The following is a 21353-nucleotide window of genomic DNA, read 5'->3' on the forward strand; positions in this document are numbered from 1 at the left end:
CGTCTTTCACTGTACTATTTACACCCAACAATTTCCGCTCTGCATAACGCACCTCCGGCCTCCGACGGCTTATACGATCACGTAAGCCGTAATGATGCACCCGGGCAATCCGCTGCACCTGCCCCGCAAACTGCACGCTGGCAGTGTCTGTGCTGGCTGCAGTTTTCAGGTATTTCGCCGTACGCAGCTTCGTAAACATCTGCCGCTTGATGCGCCCCTTTTTGGTTCGGGCCGTAACTTTTCGCGGCTCATACCCGTGCCATCAGGATTGCGCCGCAGGCGGATGTTGTTCTGCTGATTCCGGCGCAGCTGTTGCGCCTGCTCGCGCATCATACGCTGGCGTGCGGCAGGCTCCAGATTAGCCAGCAGCGCTGTCAGCCACTCATCCAATTGATGCAGATTATCCACGTTTCACCGTCCACATTTCTTCTGGTTCGTCGGGTTCTGGCTCTGCCTCAACCGTCGAGATAGCACCATCGGTACTGACCAGTACACGCTCCGTCAGTTGCAGATTCAGACTGATATCGCATACATCATTGCGCAGAATATCCACTTCAAAGGTGAACAGTTTTTCGCGTAGCTCCGTGTTGTTGATGGCGTCCGGTTGATTTTCGCTGAGCCATAGCAACACGGGAGCCATCAGCAGATTCTGGTGGCAGCTGAAATCCTCGATCACCACGTTCAGGGTGTAGCGGTATTCCCATAACATGGAGCTGGCACCGGTTGCCACCAGAGAGCAGTTATCAACGAAAAGGTGCAGCTTGTCCGGGTTGTCACGGACATAGGCAACCGCTTTATTCAGGGCGCTGCGTAAGGACTGCGGTTTGTTCACTCTCTCGCTCCTGACACGCAACTATCGTGTCGACTTTGTCAGCACAGACCGCCCAGGCGGCCTCTGTTTCATCCAGCACCGCATTCAGATCACCGTTACTGCGCGGCGCTGACCTTTCCAGGCGGCACTGCGTCACTCTGGGACAGCCATTCACGGTAAGCTGCACCTCCGGCAAGGGCCGGACGTTCGCGCAACCTGATAATGTCAGCAGGCAAAGGAGCGTTAGCCCAGCGGCGTAAATCCTCGTTTTCACGCTTCAGTTCCTCGATCCGGCGCTGGCGGCTTCGCAGCAGAGCGGTGGTCTGTTCCGCTGCCACATATAGCCGCGTCTGCTCCCGGCTGTTGGTTTCCGTCAGAATAGACAGGCCGATCAACTGACTGTTTTTCTTCGTCAGTTCCTGCGTTTTTCTTTTCAGCGCCGCGCTCTGCGTCTCAATGGTGTGACTGGCATTGTTAAGCCGCCACGACTGCCAGCCCAGCGCCACAATAGCCAGCGCCAGCACTACCGCCAGCAAGCGCGTCATGCCCCAGTTCCTTTTAAGCACCAGGCCATTTCCCGCGTGCGGCGGTTCTCCAGACCTTTATTTTTCACACCGTTAACGTAAATCCAGCGCGGTAGCTGGTTGCATGCCTGCCACCACTGCTTGCGATTGATATATGACACCATGGTTGACCTGCAGATCGCGCCGGTCCCCACATTGAAACCAATACTCACCAGCGCATCGTAGACATGTTGCGGGGGCTTAACCGTCAGGCAAGCATCCAGCCTTTTTTCAGTCAGTAACACATTGTTTATTAACCCCTGCGCTGCACTGATACGGCTGCAGACGACACCCCTCGTAATCTGCAATTAGTTTCAGCCCTTCAACGGAGATTTTTAGCGACTGAAAGCCGGGCAGCGTGGCGGCGATAGCCAGCACAGCCCCGACAAGGCAGCGCTTAACGATTGAAGGATTCATATTCCCCCCGTGAAATTTTGCCATCGCGCAGCAACCTGAAAGACTGGTGTTTGGCAACGCCTACCTAGAGAAAAGGACCAACCGGCTGGGCGGTATTCTATCGCTGGAGCCATCACTGGCGAAATACACACGACGCGGGATCGATCTCGACACTTACTGGTTTGTGCAATACGGCATGACCACGCAGCCCTACGGGTTTACCAAAGGCAGCATCTTTCACCTGATGGAGCCGGATTTAAACCAGGAGATTTACGGCCTGCCGGAATATCTGTCAGCCATCCCTTCCGCCCTGCTGAATGAGTCCGCAACACTGTTCCGCCGGAAGTACTACATTAACGGCAGCCACGCAGGCTTCATCATGTATATGACTGACGCCGCACAGAACCAGGAGGACGTGAACAACATCCGCCAGGCCATGAAAAGCGCCAAAGGTCCGGGTAACTTCCGCAACCTGTTTATGTACTCACCCAACGGCAAAAAGGATGGCATTCAGATCATCCCACTGTCAGAAATGGCGGCAAAGGATGAGTTTCTGAATATCAAGAACGTGAGCCGCGATGACATGATGGCAGCACACCGCGTACCGCCGCAGATGATGGGGATTATGCCGAGTAATGTTGGGGTGTTGAGAAGGCAGCAAATGTATTTGTAAGGAACGAGTTACTACCATTGCAGAAGAGGTTGATAGAATTAAATAGCTGGTTGAATGATGATGTCATTTCTTTTGAGCAATATAATTTAATATAACCATTATTAATTCAAGGGGCTGATTTAAACCGCCCCTTAGTAACTAGAAATCAATAATAGCTTTAGCCATCAAAGCATCACAATTAATGTCATTAATACTAGGTGAGAATTCAGAATCAAAAAAAATAGTTAATGTGTTTTTCTCCATAGCCAAATGCCCATAAAAATAGCTCAACTCCAGCTAAAGTAGGGATAAATAAAACCCCTGATTCATTTAACTTGGGGTATCTAGTTTTTATGAAATCAACTTGACCATAACTGTAATCCTACTCAATTAGTCCTTCTTGATTTAACCCACTGAAAATATGTGAATAAAGAGAGTCTATTTGTTGGTACTCTTTTTTACTGAAATCCATACATTCTAAAAAGCTATTCATGGTAACAAAAGTCTGCATACCTTTTCTGTCAGGATAAAAAAATAAGTTTTTACCTTTTAATGCCAAAGTAAGCGCGTAATATAGTAAACAATGCGCTCTAAGCTGGTATACAGTGAGTGAAGCAACCTTCAGAGCTAGTCTAGCCCCACGATCGTCACGTCCTTCCTCTGATTTTGAAGAAGCAAGTATTCCACCAAAATACTCCACTCCCATGCCATCAGTGGAATAAGACCCTTCGTTGAGAATACTTCTTAACACTTTGGGTGGCACCGAGCCACTAGATTCTTTTTCTTCAGAAATCTTCTGTGATGCATTGGCAAAAATCTTACCAACGTTCTCAACGCGCTTTTGCGCAAAATCTCTTAATTCTCCACCTAAGTAGTCAGCTGTTGGCCCCAGCAGCTTTGCCAAGATACGCAGCAATTGCACCAAGCCCCACCATCGCCATCGCCATCGCCATCGCCATCGCCATCGCCATCGCCATCGCCATCGCCATCGCCATTTTCATTACCCATGTAGTTGATCAAGATTTGATAATCATTACTCAGAAAAAAATAGACAACAAGCAATTCTCCACCTCAGCGCGCGCTCGTATCCCCGCCACGCCTGCCCGCTTTATGTACAGGTTTTCATGCACCTGCATGGGATAAGCAAACGCCCGCCAGTTATGACGGGCCTCAGCAAAGATGATCCTCAAACGATCATGCAATTTCATGCGGCATAGGCATGCACAACATGACAATCGCTCATGGGTGCTGCTATGACTTCATTTAGAAGCTAGTTGCTTCATCAAAACCTGAGATCACTGTATACGAAATAGACGAGTTATCAGCATTCCTTACCTTAAACTTAGCGCCTTTGTAAGTAATGACATCGCTGATTTTTGAATCTACAGAAAAATCAGTGGTGAATGCTGCACGAGCCATATCGTTTGCGAACTCACGGTAAGTAAATTTCATCACTCCGCCAGCATTACCATTATACTCAATTGTTTTTACAAGAGAATTATCTACTCGGCACAGTCCATCAGGTACCCGTTTGATAGATATTTCAGCAGCCGTGTAAGATGTTCCATTTGGTGGTGAGATTTCGTTTTTCGCAGAGTTATAGCTTACGTAATCAACATAACCAGCAACTTGACCATAAATGTTCTTTAAAGCCACAGACTGTGGGTTCTGATGATTACGGTATACGCCATTGCCAACATTACAGTAAGTACCCGCAGCAATAGATGACATAGCTCCATTAGCAGCCCCTAGCTCCAAAACATCAGTTTTTATCCCTGTTGCTGACTTGATGATTGGGTTTCCCATATATGCCGTAGCTGTCTGCCCTACAGCAGGTTTAATAACCTCCACAGGAGTTCCTACAGGACGAGGGATATTTGGAGCGCAACCAGTCAAAACCCCAGCAAGAGACATTGATAAAATAATCTTATTGGTTTTCATACATTCCCTATATATTTTTTGATTTTGCGGTACAACATCGTTGCTGATCATATGGTTATAGAAGGACTTCATCAACATCTAGGTGAGATGTAAATCTTAAAACATTGGCTAGAATCACTAACCTAGTGCGCATGGCTTCTGCAGCACCCCTTTCCCATGCCTGGCGGATTTCTTCTGGTTTAACATCGTCACTGACAAACAGATCACCGCAAGCCGCATCAAGACACATGCTCATATATGCCGCAACCAGCGTGGAAAGGCGTTTGACCTGCTCCTGATTCATTTCAAGCAGTACCAGCAGCCCCTCCAGCCCGTCCTGGCTCGCTATGAACCGGAAAGACGCAGACACCAGGCTGTCACGCACACGTTCCAGCTGCTCAAGACACGGTCTGATTGTTTCGCGCAGATAACGGGAATAAGCTTTAGCTCTGCCCAGGCTATGGAAGTATTTAATACGCTCCAGCAGAGGCTTGCTGATATGGGCAGGCATGGCGCTTACATCGGCAATAATCACCAAATCGGGATTAACGCGCTGCTGTTCGCGGGCCATTTTGGCATGGCTAATCAGCCGATCCTGCTCCATTTCACACTGGACAGGATCACGGGATTCATTAAAGAAGTAGCGCTCCCAACCCTCATCACTCAGCGCCTTATGGCGCAGATGCTCCTGCTCGTTATCCGCAGCATACAGAGTGATGAGGTTTGAAAGCGCAGACTCCGGCGCAACGTCCGCCGGGTCCAGATACGGATTAACCGCTTTTTTTGGGGTATTCCATGGAAAGGCCACGGCGGACTCGTCAGAGCCGCCGGTCGCTACCATTTTGAGACTGGTGAACTTCACTGGCCAGTCCCCATCATGTAAGACCAGATGAAAACTACAGCCGCCTCTGCGTTTAAGGCGTTTCCGTAGGTTCGAATTCGTCCCACTCTGGAGGCAGCCCCATTAACCAGAGGCTCAAGGCCGGATTTAACTGGCCTCCATTTTCCATCTGTGCATTTGAGCCAGTCAGCATCTTTTCAGAAGCCGTTAACCGGATCGGGCCTGCAATCTGCGCCACCACATCCAGACGCTCTGTCGATATTTTCCCGTTGCGAATTCTCCCCCCAGGATATCCCCCTTTGTGGTCGCTGGCTGTTGGCGTGGGCCAGCCAGCCATTTTTACCTGTTGCGTAAGGCTGCTGCCGGACATGCCCTCGGTAATCCCTCGCCCTCCCCGCCTGCTGTCGCTGGCGCTCGGAGTCGTCCAGCCCGAAAGCTGCGCAGCTGTCTGCAAGTTCAATCCTCCCTGACGGCCCGCGTTGCTGGGATGCTTCCAGGTATTCGCTGTTGGTGTGGGCCACCCAATAAGTTCTGTCCCGGATGTTCGGGGTACCGACGCTCGCAGCCGGAAACGCGCTCGCCCCGAAGACATAACCCACGGCTTCCACGTCAGCCTGTACAAGGTCGATCCAGTCATTTGCGTCAGCGCTTGCAGATTGCTCGCCAAAGACAATGACAGGGCGACGCTGCCCGACCAGCTAACACACGTTCTGCGTCATACGTTCGCAGCACACTTTATGATGTCTGGCGGAAACATCCTAGCCCTGCAGAAAATCCTTGGGCATCACGACATAAAAATGACCATGCGCTACGCACACTTAGCACCTGACCACCTGGAAACAGCATTGCGTTTTAATCCCCTGGCGACATTGCCTATGGCACAAACAAACTTTGACATGCCCCGGATTTAGAGTGCCCATCCTGTACCAGATTATTAAAAATTATTCATGGAATCATTAAGTCCTCTAGTGCGTGATCAATATCACATAATATTGGTTGGTAAATAATTACTGCTCACAATCCATAGAGACTGAGAAATGAACTTCAAAAAATTAATGATGATCGGCTTTACCGTAGCAGTTTTAGCAAGCTGTACTACTGGTGAAAAAATTCACAATGTTCAGGTTGGCATGACAAAACAACAAGTACTTGATTTGCTTGGAACGCCTGATGGTGATGCAGTTAAAGGTAACAGCGAACAAATCCAGTACAGCAACCGGTTAACATCTGGTTGGGGATGGGATAAGGGTGATTACTACGTTACCTTTGAAAACGGGAAAGTCGTCTCTTATGGAAGCGGCGAAATCCGTGGTGCAGGCGCTCCCGTCAAAGGTGTTGTGGTATTTTAATACGCGCACTCTTATGACATTAGTTAGTTAAACGTTAGTGGCGACAAAATGGCGGCAGCGGTTGGCAATGCCCCGTAGTCGCCACCTATCCCCACCAAACTAACTTATTGATTATCTTACAAGTCGTTATTTTTACTAACCCGTTTACATAAATGGGTTTTTTGTTGCCTGAAATTTGCGTTCATCGCCTTCCACCTCTGAAACACCTCCCAAATTTGCAGCATGCCGGTTATGGCACATACTTTAAAACGGTGCTTTATCGGGGATGGGGGTTAGTCATGTTGCTTACTGGCAAAGTCGCAGTAATTTTTGGTGGCAGCGGGGCTATTGGTAGTACGGTTGCGCAGGCCATGGCGCGCGAAGGAGCCCATGTGTGTTTGGGTGCTCGCAGCCAGGAAAAGCTTGATCGGACGGCCAGTATTATCCGAATGGCAGGAGGTACAGTCGAAACCTTTATCACCGATGTACTCGACGAGCACAACGCATCGAAGGAAGTTACCCGCCTTGTAGAGCAAACCGGTGGAATAGATGTGGTGGTTAACGCAACGGGATTTATGCACGAACAGGGCAAACGCATTAACGCATTATCCCTCTCTGAGTTTATGAGCGGCATCACCCCTTTCCTCTCGGCGCAGTTCAATATCGCTAAAGCCGTAACGCCGCACATGGGCGGCAATCGTGCGGGCGTCATTCTCAGCGTTGTTGCCCCCGCGGCCCCGATGGCGATGCCTGGTCATCTGGGTCATATTGTTGGTTGTGCAGGAACAGAGGCTTTTATTAAAGCGCTCGCCAGCGAGGTAGGACCGGCAAATATCCGGGTCGTCGGCGTGCGCTCGCATGCGATTGTGGATGCTGTTGCAGCTGGCTCCTATACCGGAGAAATTTTCTCCGCCAAAGCACAGTCAATGGGTTTAACCGTCGATCAATGGTTAGGGGGTGCGGCGCAAAGTACCATGCTCGTGCGCCTGCCTACGCTTGCACAAATCGCTGAGGTCATGACCTTTCTCGCTTCAGACCATGCCAGCGCCATGACCGCGACGGTAGTGAATATTACCGGAGGCGCTACGCACAGCTGACTGTCGCGGGTATCCCTGCAATACGCTCCACCATCAGCAAGATATCTTCTCGCTGCAGTGGTTTTTTGTCCGTGACAAAATGCAGCGTCATTCCTTCAATAAACGCATCCAGCGCCCGCGCCGTAACCGGGTCAAACCACTGCTCCAGCGTTTGTTGGCTGCGTAGCATCCAGTTCTGCATCACCGTTTTCAACGCTGGTTTACGGCTGGCAAAAGCATACAGCTGATACATGAGCTCCATATTATCAGGCGTTGTGACCTGAGAGCCGTAAATCATATCGGTAATGGCATGGCAAGCCTGCGACGCATCCTTAACATCGGCAAAAAAGTCCTGATACTGCAGCATCATCCTGTCAGTAAAACGGCCAAATGCCTCCATCAAAAGCTCATCAATTCCCGAAAAGTAATAGGTCATAGAACCCAGTGGCACCTCGGCAATCATAGCGATTTTACGGTGTGTAACCCCATGAATACCATGAGCTATTACTGCATCCAGAGTCGCCTGAACTATTTTTTCCCGCCGCTGCGGATCGTTTGCACGTCGCACTACATTTCCTCTTCTTGCATTTGTGTACAAATGTACACAGTCTTGCTAATGTTGTCTCCTTCCCTCTTTTCTTTGGCTCGAATTCATGACTGGCATCTCATCACGCAAAGCCTTAAGACGTCGCACCTGGGCGCTGTTCACGTTCTTCTTTTTACCAGGATTATTAATGGCCTCCTGGGCAACGCGTACCCCTGCCATCAGAGATATCCTCTCCATCTCCACTGCCGAAATGGGTGCAGTGTTGTTTGGGCTCTCTATTGGTTCGATGAGTGGCATACTTTGTTCGGCCTGGCTGGTGAAACGATTTGGCACGCGTAAGGTCATCCGCACCACCATGTCTTGTGCAGTCCTCGGAATGGCGATCCTCAGCGTAGCGCTCTGGCTGCATTCCGCATGGCTTTTCGCGTTTGGCCTGAGCGTATTTGGCGCCAGCTTTGGCGCGGCAGAAGTTGCCATCAACGTCGAAGGTGCGGCAGTTGAGCGCGAAATGAACAAAACCGTGCTGCCGATGATGCACGGTTTTTACAGCCTGGGAACGTTGGCAGGGGCTGGAGTTGGAATGATGCTTACCGCCTTCAGCGTCCCGGCTACCGCGCATATTCTTTTGGCTGCAATGGTTGCTATCACACCTATTTTCATCGCCATCAAAGCTATTCCTGACGGCACGGGCAAAAATGCCGCTGACGGTTCTCACTCCGGTGAAAAAGGACTGCCTTTTTATCGTGATATCCAGCTATTGCTGATCGGCGTTGTAGTGCTGGCGATGGCATTTGCTGAAGGTTCCGCCAACGACTGGCTTCCACTGTTAATGGTGGACGGACATGGATTTAGCCCGACATCAGGCTCGCTGATTTATGCCGGTTTTACGCTGGGTATGACCGTTGGGCGATTTACCGGTGGCTGGTTCATCGACCGTTACAGCCGCGTTGCGGTGGTGCGCGCCAGTGCGCTGATGGGCGCTCTCGGGATTAGCCTGATTATTTTTGTCGACAGCTCCTGGGTGGCGGGTGTGTCCGTTATTCTGTGGGGACTCGGCGCATCGCTCGGTTTCCCGCTGACCATTTCAGCCGCCAGCGACACCGGCCCCGATGCCCCGACCCGCGTCAGCGTCGTGGCGACCACCGGTTACCTGGCGTTCCTTGTTGGACCGCCGCTTCTGGGCTATCTGGGTGAACACTATGGCCTGCGCAGCGCTATGTTGGTGGTGCTGGCGCTGGTGCTTGTCGCCGCCGTCGTCGCGAAAGCGGTAGCGAAACCGGATCTCAAAAATACTACGGTGATGGAGAACAGCTAATGAGTATCAAATTAATTGCGGTCGACATGGACGGCACATTTTTAAGCGACCAAAAAACCTATAACCGCGAGCGTTTTATGGCGCAATACCGCCAGATAAAAGAACAAGGGATCCGCTTTGTGGTCGCCAGCGGTAACCAATATTATCAGTTGATTTCCTTTTTCCCCGAACTGGCCAATGAAATCTCATTTGTCGCCGAAAACGGCGGTTGGGTGGTCAGTGAAGGAGAAGATGTTTTTAACGGCGAACTGGCTAAAGACGATTTCCATGCCATCGTGGATCATCTACTGACCCGCGCCGATATCGACATTATTGCCTGTGGTAAAAACAGCGCCTATACGTTGAAGCAGTACAGCGATGAGCATAAGAACGTTTCCGCCATGTACTATCATCGTCTCGAGTTTGTAGATAATTTTGACAATCTTAACGACGTTTTCTTCAAGTTCGGGCTGAATATTTCCGACGACCGAATTCCACAGGTACAGGCCGATCTCCACGAGGCGATTGGCGATATTATGGTACCGGTGCATACCGGCTACGGCAGCATCGACTTAATAATTCCCGGCGTGCATAAGGCTAACGGTCTGCGCCTGCTGCAACAACGCTGGAATATTAGCGACGACGAGGTTGTTGTGTTTGGCGATGGCGGAAATGATATTGAGATGCTGCGTCAGGCGGGATTTAGTTTCGCAATGGCCAACGCTCACGAACCGGTTGTCCAGGCGGCAAAATATCGTGCAGGCTCGAACAACGAAGAGGGCGTGCTGGATGTTATCGATCGCGTGTTAAAGAATGAAGCACCGTTTACGTATTAACGGCTCAGCACAGACGGCAACAAAATGATGGCATGATCTATTCATAATCCGCCTCAAATTAACCCGCTGGATTATTACTTCCAGTGAATATTTCAGGCGAGCGGATCATGAAGAAAAGTGTACTGATGGCGACATTGTTGCTGGGCTTTGCGGGGACAACATTTGCACAGAGCGTTACCGTTGATGTCCCCAGCGGTTATAAAGTGGTGGTAGTGCCCTCTTCCGTCAGCGTCCCGCAGGCAGTCAGCGTAACGACCGCACCACAAACGGTATATGTTGCTCCAGCGCCTGCTCCGGCCCCTGTCTATCGCGCACATCCTTATGCGCGACATGTGGCAAGCGTCGGTGAAGGGATGGTTATCGAACATCAGATTGACGACCACCACTAAGTTATCGCCAGGCCCAGACAACCGTAATACTGGTCAGTTAAGATCTTTGGTGAGCGGTAGGCCGGATAAGGCGTTTACGCCGCCATCCGGCAATTTGCTACAGGCCGCCGGATGGCGCTTCGCTTATCCGGCCTACAGCGTGATTCTATTATCAACATAATGATGAATTTATCGGCGTCATTATGCTTATCTGCGCTGGATTGCGGACAACCGGGCCTTAACCTTCCCGGGAATTCCCTACCCGTTTATCTTTCAGGAAGATAACCATCAGAATCAGCCACAGTACGCCGCTTGCCAGATTGAACAAGCTGAACAAGCCGTTCCCTCCCAGCAGATACGCGTGTTTGCTCAACTCAATACCGACGGTAAAAATCAGCATCTGCAACATACCCATTGCGGCAGAAACAGTACCCTTACTCATTTCGCTGGCAAACAGCGTCAGGCGCACCAGCCCCGCATTCGCCACGCCAATGCCAAACGCATAGATACTCAAACCTGCCGTCATCCATAGATATGCATGAGATGACACTACCGTGGCCGCAGCAGCAATAATCAGGCCAACGGCGATTGGCCAGCCGCCCATGATAATTAGCGAACGCACGGTTTTTCGCGAAGTCAGACGCGCCAGCACCAGGTTACCGGCAATCAACGCGCCAAAAATCGGCACCTGCAACAGACCATATTCGTAGCTGCTGAGATGTTCACCACTGATGATAATAATCGGGGACTGCGCAATCCACGCCAGTAACGGCAGGCTGACAAAACCCAACGCCAGTGCGCCTGCAACGAAGCGCACGTTCCTCAGCACCAGCTTATAATCCTTGCCCAACTCTTTAATGGACAGCTTTTCACCAAGCCGGGTTGCCGTTTCCGGCATCGCGCGTTGCAGACCAAAAAAGGAGATGGCTGCCAGAGCAGCAAACAGGATAAACATCCCTTCCCACGGCAGAACATGTACCCAGGCTGCGCCTACCAACGGACCCAGCAGTGGCGCAATCAGCGCCACGTTTGCCATCAGCGCGGTAATTTTTATGCAGACCGCTTCTTCAAAGGATTCCTGAATGGCGGCGTAACCCACTGCACCAATAAAGCACAGGCTTATCCCCTGTAAAAAACGCAGGAAGGTAAATTGCTCAATATTCTGTGCAAGCAGGGTTGCAAGGCAGGTAACGATGAACCAGATCACACCGGTTAACATTACCGGACGACGACCAATACGGTCCGACAGCGGTCCTAACAACCACTGCAAAAACATGCCGCCTGCCAGATAGGCGGTCATGGACGTAGGTACCCAATCTAATCCGGCATTATATTGCGCCACCACCGCCAACATTCCGGGCTGGATCATATCGTTGCCGATATAAGTGGAGAATTCGTAAAGCACCAGACAGAGCGGGAAAAGTAATGCCTGACGCCCCAAACGGACGCCTGAAGATAAACGGTTCTGCATGCAATCTCTTAACTATAGAAAAATCGCGCAAAGTGTAATAAATGCGCCGTACTGGTGATAGTGAATTATGTGATTTGAAAGCAAAATGCGCACATTTTTACACTCATTTGCTCAAGAACATTTTGCTTTAAGGTTAATTTAAGTTGAGACCGCTATCATGCTCAATAAGTCTCATTAATTGTCTTAAAAATCGTCATTTAACAGGCAAATAAGACAAGACCGCTTTTTATCCCGTGGAAGCAATTTTATGCTCTCCCCAAATGGGTCTATTTAACGATTACACTGAGTCTGGACGTTATGCTGGAAAATCTGAACAATTCGCTTTTTTACTTGATCAATGCAACACCCGACTCTGCGCAATGGGCAATTTCGCTCGCCATTTTCATTGCCAAAGATCTGATCAGCATTGTGCCGCTGTTAGCCGTTGTGCTCTGGCTTTGGGGACCTCGTGGTCAAGTTACGCTCCAGCGCCAGTTGGTCATCAAAATGGCCATTGCGTTGGTAGTCGGTCTGACGATTTCTTGGCTGATGGGGCATCTTTTCCCCCACGATCGTCCGTTCGTTAACCACATCGGCTATAACTTCCTGCACCATGCGGCAGATGACTCTTTCCCAAGCGACCACGGTACGGTTATCTTTACCTTTGCTCTGGCCTTCCTGTTCTGGCATCGCTTGTGGACGGGTGCTCTGCTGATGGTTGTCGCCGTGGCGATTGCCTGGTCACGTGTTTACCTTGGCGTTCACTGGCCGCTGGATATGCTGGGCGGATTACTGGCCGGGTTGATCGGCTGTCTGAGCGCCCAGATGATCTGGCAACGGTTCGGCACAACCTTGTACCTCGGCCTGCAGACGTGCTATCGCACCTGCTTCGCTCTCCCCATCCGTAAAGGTTGGGTACGTGACTAACCCGCGGTAAAAAGAGTAGTATTAAGCGCGAAACTAAGCACTTATTCTATTCTCCAGGGGAACTATGGAAACTCGACGCGACGAGCGTATTGGTCAATTACTGCAGGCGCTGAAACGCAGCGATAAATTACACCTCAAAGAAGCCGCGACGTTGCTGGGCGTATCTGAGATGACCATTCGTCGCGACCTGAATAATCATGATGCTCCCGTCGTGCTGCTCGGGGGCTATATTGTTCTGGAACCCCGCAGCGCTAACCACTATTTAATCAGCGATCAAAAATCCCGTCTGGTTGATGAAAAGCGTCGCGCTGCCCAGCAGGCGGCGAGTCTCGTGCAGGCGCATCAGACCATCTTTTTCGATTGCGGTACGACCACGCCGTGGATCATTGAAGCGATCGACAATGAACTGCCCTTCACTGCAATCTGCTACTCGTTGAATACGTTTCTGGTGCTGCAGGAAAAACCGCAGTGCCGCGTCATTCTGTGTGGTGGTGAATTCCATGCCAGTAACGCGATTTTTAAACCGCTCGATTTCCAGGAAACGCTGAACAACCTCTGTCCGGATATCGCCTTTTATTCCGCTGCAGGTGTTCACATCGAAAAAGGCGCGACCTGTTTTAATCTGGAAGAACTGCCGGTGAAGCACTGGGCGATGTCGATGGCGCAGCATCACGTTTTGGTGGTCGATCACAGCAAGTTTGGCAAGGTGCGACCTGCGAGGATGGGGGAATTAAAACGCTTTGATACCATCATCAGCGACAGCCGTCCTGACGAGGCATTTGTTGAGTACGCTAAAGCACAACGTATCACGCTGAAGTACTAACAGATACTGCCGGACGGCGATTGCGCCATCCGGCAATAGATAAGATTAAGAGAACCAACCACCAAACCACTGGTGGAATTTCATCATCACAAAGTCCCACATGCGGCTAAAGAAACCACCCTCTTCCACATCTTCCATCACCATCAACGGACGCTGCTCAATGGATTTTCCGTTCAACTGGAAGTCGATAGTGCCCACAACCTGACCTTTCTTCAGCGGTGCAGTTAGCTGTGGTTCAGTCAGGGTAAAGCTGGCCTTCAGGTTTTTGAGCTGTCCACGCGGAATGGTCACAGAACCCCCTTCTCCGGCGCCCAAATTCACTTCACTCTTATCGCCAAACCAGACGCGCTGGGTGACGAAAGTCGCGTCCGGCTTGATCGGCGTAACGGTTTCAAAGAAGCGGAAACCCCAGGTCAGCAGTTTTTCTGACTCATTGAAACGAATGCGGTCGGTTTTTGCTCCCAGCACCACGGAGATCAGGCGCATATCGCCCTGGGTCGCAGAGGCCACCAGGTTGTATCCCGCCCCGGCAGTGGTCCCGGTTTTCATACCGTCCACGTTCAGGTTGGTGCTCCACAACAGACGGTTGCGGTTCGGTTGACGTATTTTATTGAAGGTAAATTCTTTCTCTTTGTGAATAGCGTACTCTTCCGGCACATCGTGGATTAACGCCTTCCCGAGCAACGCCATATCACGCGCGGTACTGAACTGTCCTGCCGCATCCAGGCCGTGTACCGTCTGGAAAGTCGTGTTGGTCAGCCCCAGTTTTTTCGCATAGCCGTTCATCAGACCAATAAAGGATTCCTGGCTACCGGCAACGTAATCAGCGAGTGCAATACAGGCATCGTTACCTGACTGAATGATAACGCCTTTATTCAGATCGGATACCGCGACCTGATCGCCGGGCTTGAGGAACATGACCGACGAACCGCGCAGGGCTGGATTACCGGTCGCCCAGGCGTCTTTGCCCACGGTGACCATGTCGTTGAGGTTAATTTTTCCGGCCTTCAGCGCCTGCCCAACCACATAGCTGGTCATGATTTTGGTCAGACTGGCAGGATCCAGTTTCTCATCAGCATTACCTTCCGCCAGCACCTTACCACTGGCGTAATCCATCAGAATCCACGCACGCGCGTCCACGCTCGGCGGGGCCGTCGGTTGCTCCGCCGCCTGTACGGTCGGCGCCAAAAGGATTAAGAGTGCAGAACCTGCAGCAAAGCTGCGAAGTGAAGAGAAGTATTGCGTCATAAATGCCACCCGAGTATCCATTCCAAAAAACCACGTCATACCACACCGTGTTTACACAAAACCGGCCAAGCGACCTCGACCAACCCATGCAGAAAAAGTCTGATGGATGACGTGTAAAATAAGTGCGGTGAGTAATAACGCACTAACGAGCTTAAAGAAACCGTAAGTTGGTAAAGTTTTTAAAGTTTATGCAATAACGCCGCGGTGCGCTGCTCCTGGCACGATTTTTTTAGACTTTGTTGCGTAAATATTAGGTTTACCCCACCATGTGAGCTAGTCAGATGGCATCTGCAGCCATAAAGCTGCTCAATTAATTTGCGGGGTTACTATGATTACACTGTGGGGTCGCAATAACTCGACCAACGTAAAAAAAGTATTGTGGACGCTCGAGGAACTGGAACTGCCGTATAACCAAATTCTGGCGGGCGGGCAGCATGGCGGTAACCGCGATGCCGACTATCTGGCACTGAACCCGAACGGACTGGTCCCGCTGCTACGCGATGATGAAACAGACGTTGTTCTGTGGGAATCCAATACCATTGTCCGCTATCTGGCCGCTCAGTACGGACAAAAACGTTTGTGGATTGACGCCCCGGCCGCGCGCGCAGTCGGTGAAAAATGGATGGACTGGGCAAATCAGACGCTAAGCCCTGCGCATCGGGTTATCTTATTTGGTCTGGTCAGAACACCTGCCGATCAGCGCGATATGGCGGCCATTGAGGCAAGTAAGCAAGTTTGCGATAACCTGTTTGCCATTCTGGATAACGCGCTGGCAGACCAGCCATGGTTCTCCGGGGCTGAATTTGGCACGGCGGATATCGCTGTTGCACCGTTCATCTATAACCTGTTCAACGTTGGTCTGAGCTGGACCCCGCGCCCGCATCTGGAACGCTGGTATCAACAACTGACCGAGCGACCGGCGTTTCAAAAAATCGTGATGATCCCGGTCAGCTAACCAAATCAGGGACTCACTTTCAGTAATTCCCCGTCGGACTCGTCGGTTAACACGTACAAATAACCGTCTGGTCCGACGCGCACATCACGGATCCGCTGCCCCCTTTCCTGCAACAGACGACCATCCTCAGTGACCGTATTCCCCTTAATGCTCAGCACGATCACTTCTTTATCTTTCAACGCGCCGATGAACAACTTCTGCCGCCACTGCGGGAAGGTATCGCTATTGTAAAAAGCCATACCACTAACCGCCGGCGACTTTTCCCAGTAAAAGATGGGTTGTTCCGTGCCAGCAACAATTTGACCTTTTGCTTCGGGAATTTTCAAACCACTGTAGTTAACACCCCAGGTCGCGATAGGCCAGCCGTAGTTTTTCCCTTTCTCGGGGATATTGATTTCATCGCCTCCGCGTGGACCATGCTCATTGAGCCACAGCACATCACTCCACGGATTCATCGCCATCCCCTGCGGGTTGCGGATGCCATACGACCAAATCTCTGCCCGCGCTCCCGCCATGTTCACAAACGGATTATCCGGCGGAATTTTTCCCTCGTCGGTCAGTCGGACTAATTTGCCCTGCAATTTATCCAGGTCCTGGGCGGTAGCGCGTTGATTATTCTCCCCCAGGCCAATAAACAGATAACCGTTACCATCAAATACCAGACGTCCACCAAAATGGTTCCCGGTGGAAAGCTTTGGCTGTTGGCGAAAAACGGTCTGAAATCCTTGCAGATGTTTGAGATCGTCACTCAATCGCCCGTAGCCTACCGCAGTGCCCGCTTTGCCTTCGCGGTCGGCTTCAGCGAAGCTTAGCCATACCCGGCGAGATTGTGCAAAATCCGGTGCTAACGCCACATCAAGCAGTCCTCCCTGACCATTTGCCCAAACTTTGGGTACGCCGATCAGCGGGTCGGAAAGCCCTTTATCAGGCTGCCAGAGTCGAAGCTGTCCACCTTTGAGCGTAATGAGCATACCGCGGTTATCGGGTAAAAAAGCCAGTGACCATGGGTGATCGAGTTTAGTTTGCAGCACTTCCACTTTTACCGCGGCGGCATAAGTGGAAAATAGCGCAAGTGGAATAGCACAGAGAAAGAGTCGACGCATAACACCTCCTTAATGGCTCTGCATAAAGCGTAGCCAGCAAGGGGAATTATCCCGCTACATTTACATAACCTTGACGAAAAGGGGGAGCGCCCTCCCCCTGATTCAGACGTGTTCCAGTGTTGGGTAAGATTGCAAACTCTGGATACTTAGCGTCAGCGTTGTCAGGCAGTTTTCCAGTTTCTCTGCGTTAACGGCGATAAACGTTGGACAATCGTGATGTCCACTCATAAGACAAACAGCGGCGGCGGCTAACGCCCCTTCAGCACGATGAAGGGCATTCCACTCTTCCTGATCAAGATGCATACCGTGAAGCTGTGATTGCTCGTGCAATTCGCGATTCAGTGCAAAAAAAACATCACGCAGGCGATCGCTCTCGCTAACTGACATGTAGCCTTTCGCTTTTCTCAACTGCAGATAAGCGGCAAGTTCGATACGGGCGTTTATCAATTTGTTGAGAAGATCGGTTCTCAGTCTGTCAACAACCATACTTTGTTCCTCCTCTTTCCAACTATGGTGCAACTTAATAGTATGGTTGTTTTTTGAACAAATAGATGTCCTACATCAATAAAGCCCAATTGATTAACATAATTTACAATGTTACAACTTCATTCTGTACGCTTATCGAAGGCGCTCTGTGTCTGACTCGCCTGACTTTTTTTGCTATACCTGATGTGGTTACTGCCATGGTGTTGATGATGAGGGGTCTATGTCGAAAGCAAATGATGCAGAAAAAATACGCACACTATCAAAAATAGATCTCAATCTGCTGACCATTTTCTGTTTGATCTATAGCGTGGGTAGCATTTCCAGAGTCGCTGACATGCTGAACATCTCACCTTCCGCCGTCAGCCAGTCATTAAGAAAACTGCGCGAAATGATGGGTGATAATCTTTTTGTCCGTAGCGGGAATGCACTGTTACCGACAGTCTATTCTGATGAACTGTATGATAATACAATCCCAATTATCGATAAGCTATCAACGCTGATGCCGCTTTCCACGCCTGCCGCCAAAAAAAGGTTAACGCTTTATACGGAATCTTTTATTTCCCCTATCGTTATTCCAGATGTCACCGCCAGAATAATCGAGACTGACGCCGATATCAGCCTCCTGCACCTTACCGCCGACCTGAATGAACAGAGTATTATTGAACTGCTGAATATGCGTCAGGCAGATGCCGTTTTTTCTACCTTTGCCGTAGAGTCAGCAAGTCTTTCATGCCAGAAAATATGCGATATGCGCCTGGTACTGGCGGCCTCGCAGAATAATTCTTTATATGGTAACACCATCAGTGAAGCGCAATTCAGAAACGCTAACCTGGTCGGTTACAATACTAAGAATGAGAAAATCATTTATCATCGCAGTATTGTGGATAAAAAATTCAGAACCGGAGAACGCTGCCTGCTTACCTCATCGTTTACGGCGATTCTGACGATTGTGTCCAATACCCATTGTTTAGGGGTGATCCCGGAAAAGGTATTTGAAACACACGCTCAGCTGTATGGACTAAAAAAAATAAACACTCCGTTTCCCTTGCCACAATTTAGCGTGTTTGCCTCATCGCGCAAAGAAAGCAATACCCACAAAATCCTCTCACCTATTCTGGCTGATTTGCAAACAGCCTCCCTGTTATGAAAACCAGAGAGGCTGAGCGTTAGAAATACTGGCTACACGCGTATTTTTGCTATGCGCCAGATATGGTCGGCATATTCCTGAACCGTTCTGTCCGACGAGAAATACCCCATATTAGCAATATTATGCATGGTTTTTGTCGTCCACTCCCGGGGAGTTCGATACAACTCGTCCACCGCATCCTGACAATCTACATAGCTGCGATAATCTGCCAATACCTGATAGTAGTCGCCGAAGTTAATCAATGAATCCAACACGTCTCTATAACGCCCTGGCTCCTGCGGACTGAACACCCCTGTACCGATTTGCGTCAGCACCTGATGAAGTTCCTCATCCTTTTCAAAGATGTGCCTCGGGTCATAGCCATCACGTCGCAGAGTTTCAACCTGATTAGCCGTATTGCCAAAGATAAAGATGTTATCTTCCCCAACGTATTCGCGCATTTCGATATTCGCACCGTCGAGCGTACCGATAGTGAGCGCACCATTCATACCGAATTTCATATTGCTGGTCCCGGAGGCTTCCGTCCCGGCCAGGGAAATTTGCTCTGACAGATCGGCTGCCGGAATAATTAGCTGAGCGAGACTGACGCTGTAATCCGGAATAAATACTACTTTCAGTTTGCCGCCAATCTGCGGATCGTTATTGACTAACTGCGCCACATCGTTAATCAAGCGAATAATTTGTTTTGCCATGTGATAAGAGGAGGCTGCTTTTCCGGCAAAGATATTCACTCGCGGTACCCAGTTGGTATCCGGCGCGGCTTTAATCCGGTTATAGCGTGTAATAACGTGGAGCACATTCATGAGTTGCCGCTTGTACTCGTGGATGCGTTTCACCTGCACATCAAACAGCGCATCAGGATTCACCACCACGCCATAGTGGGTGGCAATATGGTGCGCCAGCCGCTGCTTATTTTCACGTTTCGCACGATGCACAGCCTCATTCACCGACGGATAATCTATAAACTGCTTCAGCTCGCCCAACTGCATTAATTTAGTCCGCCAGCTGTCACCGATATTTTCGTCCAGCACTTTGGCAAGCGGTGGATTCGCCAGCGCCAACCAACGACGCGCAGTCACACCATTGGTTACGTTGGTGAAACGCAAGGGAAATATACGCGCGAAGTCTGCAAACAGTGATTCGGTCATCAGTTTTGAGTGCAATGCCGACACGCCGTTTACCTTATGACTGACAACTACCGCCAGCCAGGCCATACGCACCACACGACCATTGGACTCATCAATTAACGACACACGTTTTAGTAGATCGCTGTCATTACGATAACGTTCCTGTAATGTCTTCAGAAAACGATCGTTAATCTCAAAAATAATCTGCAAATGGCGCGGCAAAATTCGACTTAGCATTTCTACTGGCCAGGTCTCCAGCGCCTCACTCATCAACGTATGGTTGGTATAAGAAAAAATCTGACAGGTCACGTCAAACGCGTTATCCCAGCTAAACTGATGATGATCAACCAATAAACGCATCAACTCAGGGATCGCCAGTACCGGATGCGTATCATTAAGGTGAATCGCAATTTTATCGGCCAGATTGTCGTATGTTTTGTGCAACTGATAATGACGACTCAGAATATCCTGGATCGTCGCCGAGGCCAGGAAATAGGCCTGGCGTAAACGCAATTCACGCCCCGCATCGGTGGAATCATCAGGGTACAAAACCCGCGAGATACGATCGAAGTGGTATTTGTTTTCCACTTCAGTAGCAAAGTCGGCCTGCTGATTCAGTTTGCCCGCATTAACTTCGCTATTCACCTGCACGTTCCACAAGCGTAACGTATTAGTCGTGTCCGTCGCATAACCTGAAATAATTTGATCATGTGCCACGGCCAGAATATCCTCGGTTTCAAGCCAGCGGGTTTTATTCCCTTCCTGTTGAACACGCCCGCCAAAACGTACTTTATAATGCGTATTATGACGTTTAAACTCCCAGGGATTACCGTATTCCAGCCAATAATCGAGCGACTCTTTTTGTACACCGTTAACGATATTTTGTTTGAACATACCGTAGTTATAACGAATACCGTATCCACATCCCGGCAACCCAAGCGTCGCCAGTGAATCAAGGAAGCAGGCCGCCAGACGACCGAGACCACCATTACCTAATCCGGGATCGTTTTCTTCGTCAATCAGTTCTTCCAGTTCAAGCCCCATTGCCTCCAGCGCGCTTCTGACTTCGTCATAAATACCTAAAGAGAGCAATGCATTGGATAGCGTACGACCAATTAAAAATTCCATCGACAGATAATATACCTGGCGCGCATCCTGAGAGAATTGCGCCCGATTAGAACGGTGCCAGCGCTCGACCATCCGATCGCGTACCGCATATAACGTCGCATTAAGCCACTCCCGTTTCGTGGCGATTGCGGGATCTTTGCCAATAGTGAATAAAAGTTTATTAGCAATATCATCTCTAAGTTTATCAACATCAGAGTCCGTGGCGACCGGAAGTGGCGAAATATACATATTAACGTTACCTTTCAAATTTTGTAGGATGGTAATAGACAGGTGAATTATTTAAAGTTTGGGTACGTGAGCGTTAGCTTTTTGTCGAATATTTTCATG

22 protein-coding genes and 6 pseudogenes are annotated in these 21353 nt (G+C 50.0%); 11 read left to right on the forward strand and 17 right to left on the reverse strand.

Annotated elements, in window-relative coordinates; translation table 11 throughout:
* Window positions 1-61 precede the first annotated feature (61 nt).
* The 6 genes and pseudogenes from OGY17_RS16285 to OGY17_RS16310 form a co-directional block, all read right to left on the reverse strand.
* A pseudogene (locus tag OGY17_RS16285) lies at window positions 62-408 on the reverse strand (phage virion morphogenesis protein); the annotation flags it as partial.
* A complete protein-coding gene (locus OGY17_RS16290) occupies window positions 401-832 on the reverse strand; it encodes a phage tail protein (RefSeq protein ID WP_234102561.1) in 432 nt (143 codons plus the stop codon). The gene OGY17_RS16290 and the pseudogene OGY17_RS16285, both read right to left, overlap by 8 nt.
* Window positions 795-1043, reverse strand: coding sequence for an Rz1-like lysis system protein LysC (gene lysC, locus OGY17_RS16295; protein ID WP_234102659.1), 249 nt, complete (start codon window positions 1041-1043; stop codon window positions 795-797). The genes OGY17_RS16290 and lysC overlap by 38 nt, the downstream gene beginning before the upstream one ends.
* Window positions 928-1356, reverse strand: a complete 429-nt coding sequence (gene lysB, locus OGY17_RS16300; RefSeq protein ID WP_234102568.1) for an Rz-like lysis system protein LysB — start codon at window positions 1354-1356, stop codon at window positions 928-930. Before lysB ends, lysC begins: the two co-directional genes overlap by 116 nt.
* Window positions 1353-1791 (reverse strand): annotated as a pseudogene (locus tag OGY17_RS16305) (glycoside hydrolase family protein). Before OGY17_RS16305 ends, lysB begins: the two are co-directional and overlap by 4 nt.
* Window positions 1772-1843: pseudogene (locus OGY17_RS16310) on the reverse strand (hypothetical protein); the annotation flags it as partial. The pseudogenes OGY17_RS16305 and OGY17_RS16310, both read right to left, overlap by 20 nt.
* Between OGY17_RS16310 and OGY17_RS16315 the strand changes: the two are divergent.
* A pseudogene (locus OGY17_RS16315) lies at window positions 1835-2538 on the forward strand (phage portal protein); the annotation flags it as partial. The pseudogenes OGY17_RS16310 and OGY17_RS16315 overlap by 9 nt on opposite strands.
* Before the next feature lie 266 nt (window positions 2539-2804).
* On the opposite strand, the gene OGY17_RS16320 reads toward OGY17_RS16315, so the two are convergent.
* The 5 genes and pseudogenes from OGY17_RS16320 to OGY17_RS16340 form a co-directional block, all read right to left on the reverse strand.
* Window positions 2805-3344, reverse strand: a complete 540-nt coding sequence (locus tag OGY17_RS16320; protein WP_234102569.1) for a hypothetical protein — start codon at window positions 3342-3344, stop codon at window positions 2805-2807.
* Window positions 3298-3423, reverse strand: a complete 126-nt coding sequence (locus OGY17_RS16325; RefSeq protein WP_286607800.1) for a hypothetical protein — start codon at window positions 3421-3423, stop codon at window positions 3298-3300. Before OGY17_RS16325 ends, OGY17_RS16320 begins: the two co-directional genes overlap by 47 nt.
* A 262-nt stretch (window positions 3424-3685) precedes the next feature.
* Window positions 3686-4363 carry a hypothetical protein gene (locus tag OGY17_RS16330; protein ID WP_234102570.1) on the reverse strand — a complete coding sequence of 226 codons (678 nt, stop codon included), beginning with the start codon at window positions 4361-4363 and terminating at the stop codon, window positions 3686-3688.
* Window positions 4364-4478: 115 nt separating this feature from the next.
* Window positions 4479-5183: pseudogene (locus OGY17_RS16335) on the reverse strand (replication endonuclease); the annotation flags it as partial.
* A 73-nt stretch (window positions 5184-5256) separates the two neighbouring features.
* Window positions 5257-5637 carry a hypothetical protein gene (locus tag OGY17_RS16340; protein WP_234102571.1) on the reverse strand — a complete coding sequence of 127 codons (381 nt, stop codon included), beginning with the start codon at window positions 5635-5637 and terminating at the stop codon, window positions 5257-5259.
* Window positions 5638-5878: 241 nt separating this feature from the next.
* Here OGY17_RS16340 and OGY17_RS16345 point away from each other — a divergent pair.
* The 3 genes and pseudogenes from OGY17_RS16345 to OGY17_RS16355 all read left to right on the forward strand — a co-directional run.
* Window positions 5879-6094: pseudogene (locus OGY17_RS16345) on the forward strand (tyrosine-type recombinase/integrase); the annotation flags it as partial.
* A gap of 126 nt (window positions 6095-6220) precedes the next feature.
* Complete coding sequence (gene bamE / locus OGY17_RS16350; protein ID WP_234102572.1) at window positions 6221-6532, forward strand: outer membrane protein assembly factor BamE domain-containing protein; 312 nt, start codon at window positions 6221-6223, stop codon at window positions 6530-6532.
* A 278-nt stretch (window positions 6533-6810) separates the two neighbouring features.
* Window positions 6811-7608, forward strand: a complete 798-nt coding sequence (locus tag OGY17_RS16355) for an SDR family NAD(P)-dependent oxidoreductase (RefSeq protein WP_286607803.1) — start codon at window positions 6811-6813, stop codon at window positions 7606-7608.
* On the opposite strand, the gene OGY17_RS16360 is transcribed toward OGY17_RS16355, so the two are convergent.
* The gene (locus tag OGY17_RS16360; protein ID WP_003831648.1) at window positions 7595-8155 is read right to left on the reverse strand and encodes a TetR/AcrR family transcriptional regulator; all 561 of its coding nucleotides are present in this window, start codon (window positions 8153-8155) and stop codon (window positions 7595-7597) included. The two genes, OGY17_RS16355 and OGY17_RS16360, sit on opposite strands and share 14 nt — an antisense overlap.
* Window positions 8156-8240: 85 nt before the next feature.
* On the opposite strand from OGY17_RS16360, the gene OGY17_RS16365 reads away from it, so the two are divergent.
* The 3 genes from OGY17_RS16365 to OGY17_RS16375 all read left to right on the forward strand — a co-directional run bounded on the left by OGY17_RS16365 (window position 8241) and on the right by OGY17_RS16375 (window position 10653).
* Complete coding sequence (locus tag OGY17_RS16365; RefSeq protein ID WP_008784238.1) at window positions 8241-9449, forward strand: MFS transporter; 1209 nt, start codon at window positions 8241-8243, stop codon at window positions 9447-9449.
* A complete protein-coding gene (locus tag OGY17_RS16370) occupies window positions 9449-10264 on the forward strand; it encodes a Cof-type HAD-IIB family hydrolase (RefSeq protein WP_286607805.1) in 816 nt (271 codons plus the stop codon). Before OGY17_RS16365 ends, OGY17_RS16370 begins: the two co-directional genes overlap by 1 nt.
* A 107-nt stretch (window positions 10265-10371) precedes the next feature.
* Window positions 10372-10653: a hypothetical protein gene (locus tag OGY17_RS16375; protein ID WP_003831642.1), complete on the forward strand. Its 282-nt coding sequence runs from the start codon at window positions 10372-10374 to the stop codon at window positions 10651-10653.
* 217 nt (window positions 10654-10870) lie between these two features.
* Here the strand turns inward: OGY17_RS16375 and OGY17_RS16380 are convergent, their stop codons facing one another.
* Window positions 10871-12103, reverse strand: coding sequence for an MFS transporter (locus OGY17_RS16380; protein ID WP_008784235.1), 1233 nt, complete (start codon window positions 12101-12103; stop codon window positions 10871-10873).
* Window positions 12104-12400: 297 nt separating this feature from the next.
* Here OGY17_RS16380 and ybjG point away from each other — a divergent pair, with 297 nt between their 5' ends.
* Together ybjG and deoR are read left to right on the forward strand one after the other, a co-directional pair.
* On the forward strand, window positions 12401-13009 hold the full coding sequence (gene ybjG, locus OGY17_RS16385; protein ID WP_003831635.1) for an undecaprenyl-diphosphate phosphatase: 609 nt from the start codon (window positions 12401-12403) through the stop codon (window positions 13007-13009).
* 64 nt (window positions 13010-13073) lie between these two features.
* Window positions 13074-13832, forward strand: a complete 759-nt coding sequence (gene deoR, locus OGY17_RS16390; RefSeq protein WP_032942805.1) for a DNA-binding transcriptional repressor DeoR — start codon at window positions 13074-13076, stop codon at window positions 13830-13832.
* A 45-nt stretch (window positions 13833-13877) separates the two neighbouring features.
* Here deoR and dacC read toward each other — a convergent pair whose 3' ends face one another.
* Window positions 13878-15080, reverse strand: coding sequence for a serine-type D-Ala-D-Ala carboxypeptidase (gene dacC, locus OGY17_RS16395; RefSeq protein ID WP_020996521.1), 1203 nt, complete (start codon window positions 15078-15080; stop codon window positions 13878-13880).
* A gap of 328 nt (window positions 15081-15408) precedes the next feature.
* On the opposite strand from dacC, the gene OGY17_RS16400 reads away from it, so the two are divergent.
* Complete coding sequence (locus OGY17_RS16400) at window positions 15409-16035, forward strand: glutathione S-transferase family protein (RefSeq protein ID WP_003831628.1); 627 nt, start codon at window positions 15409-15411, stop codon at window positions 16033-16035.
* Between the two features lie 5 nt (window positions 16036-16040).
* Here the strand turns inward: OGY17_RS16400 and OGY17_RS16405 are convergent, their stop codons facing one another.
* Both OGY17_RS16405 and bssR read right to left on the reverse strand, forming a co-directional pair.
* Window positions 16041-17138: a PQQ-dependent sugar dehydrogenase gene (locus tag OGY17_RS16405; protein WP_186413562.1), complete on the reverse strand. Its 1098-nt coding sequence runs from the start codon at window positions 17136-17138 to the stop codon at window positions 16041-16043.
* Between the two features lie 102 nt (window positions 17139-17240).
* The gene (gene bssR / locus OGY17_RS16410; RefSeq protein ID WP_008784229.1) at window positions 17241-17624 is read right to left on the reverse strand and encodes a biofilm formation regulator BssR; all 384 of its coding nucleotides are present in this window, start codon (window positions 17622-17624) and stop codon (window positions 17241-17243) included.
* A 220-nt stretch (window positions 17625-17844) separates the two neighbouring features.
* Between bssR and OGY17_RS16415 the strand changes: the two genes are divergently transcribed.
* Window positions 17845-18771: a LysR family transcriptional regulator gene (locus tag OGY17_RS16415; protein ID WP_032942801.1), complete on the forward strand. Its 927-nt coding sequence runs from the start codon at window positions 17845-17847 to the stop codon at window positions 18769-18771.
* A 32-nt stretch (window positions 18772-18803) separates the two neighbouring features.
* On the opposite strand, the gene glgP is transcribed toward OGY17_RS16415, so the two are convergent.
* Window positions 18804-21254, reverse strand: a complete 2451-nt coding sequence (glgP, locus tag OGY17_RS16420; RefSeq protein WP_186413563.1) for a glycogen phosphorylase — start codon at window positions 21252-21254, stop codon at window positions 18804-18806.
* Window positions 21255-21353: the final 99 nt, after the last annotated feature.

The organism is Citrobacter sp. Cpo126, assembly GCF_030332445.1.
GTDB classification, from domain to species: Bacteria; Pseudomonadota; Gammaproteobacteria; order Enterobacterales; family Enterobacteriaceae; genus Citrobacter; species Citrobacter portucalensis.

Excerpts from the sequence above, each read along its gene's own strand:
- lysB (WP_234102568.1), bottom strand. The coding sequence starts at position 1,356 with ATGACGCGCTTGCTGGCGGTAGTGCTGGCGCTGGCTATTGTGGCGCTG.
- OGY17_RS16325 (WP_286607800.1), bottom strand. The coding sequence starts at position 3,423 with ATGAAAATGGCGATGGCGATGGCGATGGCGATGGCGATGGCGATGGCG.
- OGY17_RS16330 (WP_234102570.1), bottom strand. The coding sequence starts at position 4,363 with ATGAAAACCAATAAGATTATTTTATCAATGTCTCTTGCTGGGGTTTTG.
- bamE (WP_234102572.1), top strand. The coding sequence starts at position 6,221 with ATGAACTTCAAAAAATTAATGATGATCGGCTTTACCGTAGCAGTTTTA.
- OGY17_RS16355 (WP_286607803.1), top strand. The coding sequence starts at position 6,811 with ATGTTGCTTACTGGCAAAGTCGCAGTAATTTTTGGTGGCAGCGGGGCT.
- OGY17_RS16365 (WP_008784238.1), top strand. The coding sequence starts at position 8,241 with ATGACTGGCATCTCATCACGCAAAGCCTTAAGACGTCGCACCTGGGCG.
- OGY17_RS16370 (WP_286607805.1), top strand. The coding sequence starts at position 9,449 with ATGAGTATCAAATTAATTGCGGTCGACATGGACGGCACATTTTTAAGC.
- OGY17_RS16375 (WP_003831642.1), top strand. The coding sequence starts at position 10,372 with ATGAAGAAAAGTGTACTGATGGCGACATTGTTGCTGGGCTTTGCGGGG.
- OGY17_RS16380 (WP_008784235.1), bottom strand. The coding sequence starts at position 12,103 with ATGCAGAACCGTTTATCTTCAGGCGTCCGTTTGGGGCGTCAGGCATTA.
- ybjG (WP_003831635.1), top strand. The coding sequence starts at position 12,401 with ATGCTGGAAAATCTGAACAATTCGCTTTTTTACTTGATCAATGCAACA.
- deoR (WP_032942805.1), top strand. The coding sequence starts at position 13,074 with ATGGAAACTCGACGCGACGAGCGTATTGGTCAATTACTGCAGGCGCTG.
- dacC (WP_020996521.1), bottom strand. The coding sequence starts at position 15,080 with ATGACGCAATACTTCTCTTCACTTCGCAGCTTTGCTGCAGGTTCTGCA.
- OGY17_RS16400 (WP_003831628.1), top strand. The coding sequence starts at position 15,409 with ATGATTACACTGTGGGGTCGCAATAACTCGACCAACGTAAAAAAAGTA.
- OGY17_RS16405 (WP_186413562.1), bottom strand. The coding sequence starts at position 17,138 with ATGCGTCGACTCTTTCTCTGTGCTATTCCACTTGCGCTATTTTCCACT.
- bssR (WP_008784229.1), bottom strand. The coding sequence starts at position 17,624 with ATGGTTGTTGACAGACTGAGAACCGATCTTCTCAACAAATTGATAAAC.
- OGY17_RS16415 (WP_032942801.1), top strand. The coding sequence starts at position 17,845 with ATGTCGAAAGCAAATGATGCAGAAAAAATACGCACACTATCAAAAATA.
- glgP (WP_186413563.1), bottom strand. The coding sequence starts at position 21,254 with ATGTATATTTCGCCACTTCCGGTCGCCACGGACTCTGATGTTGATAAA.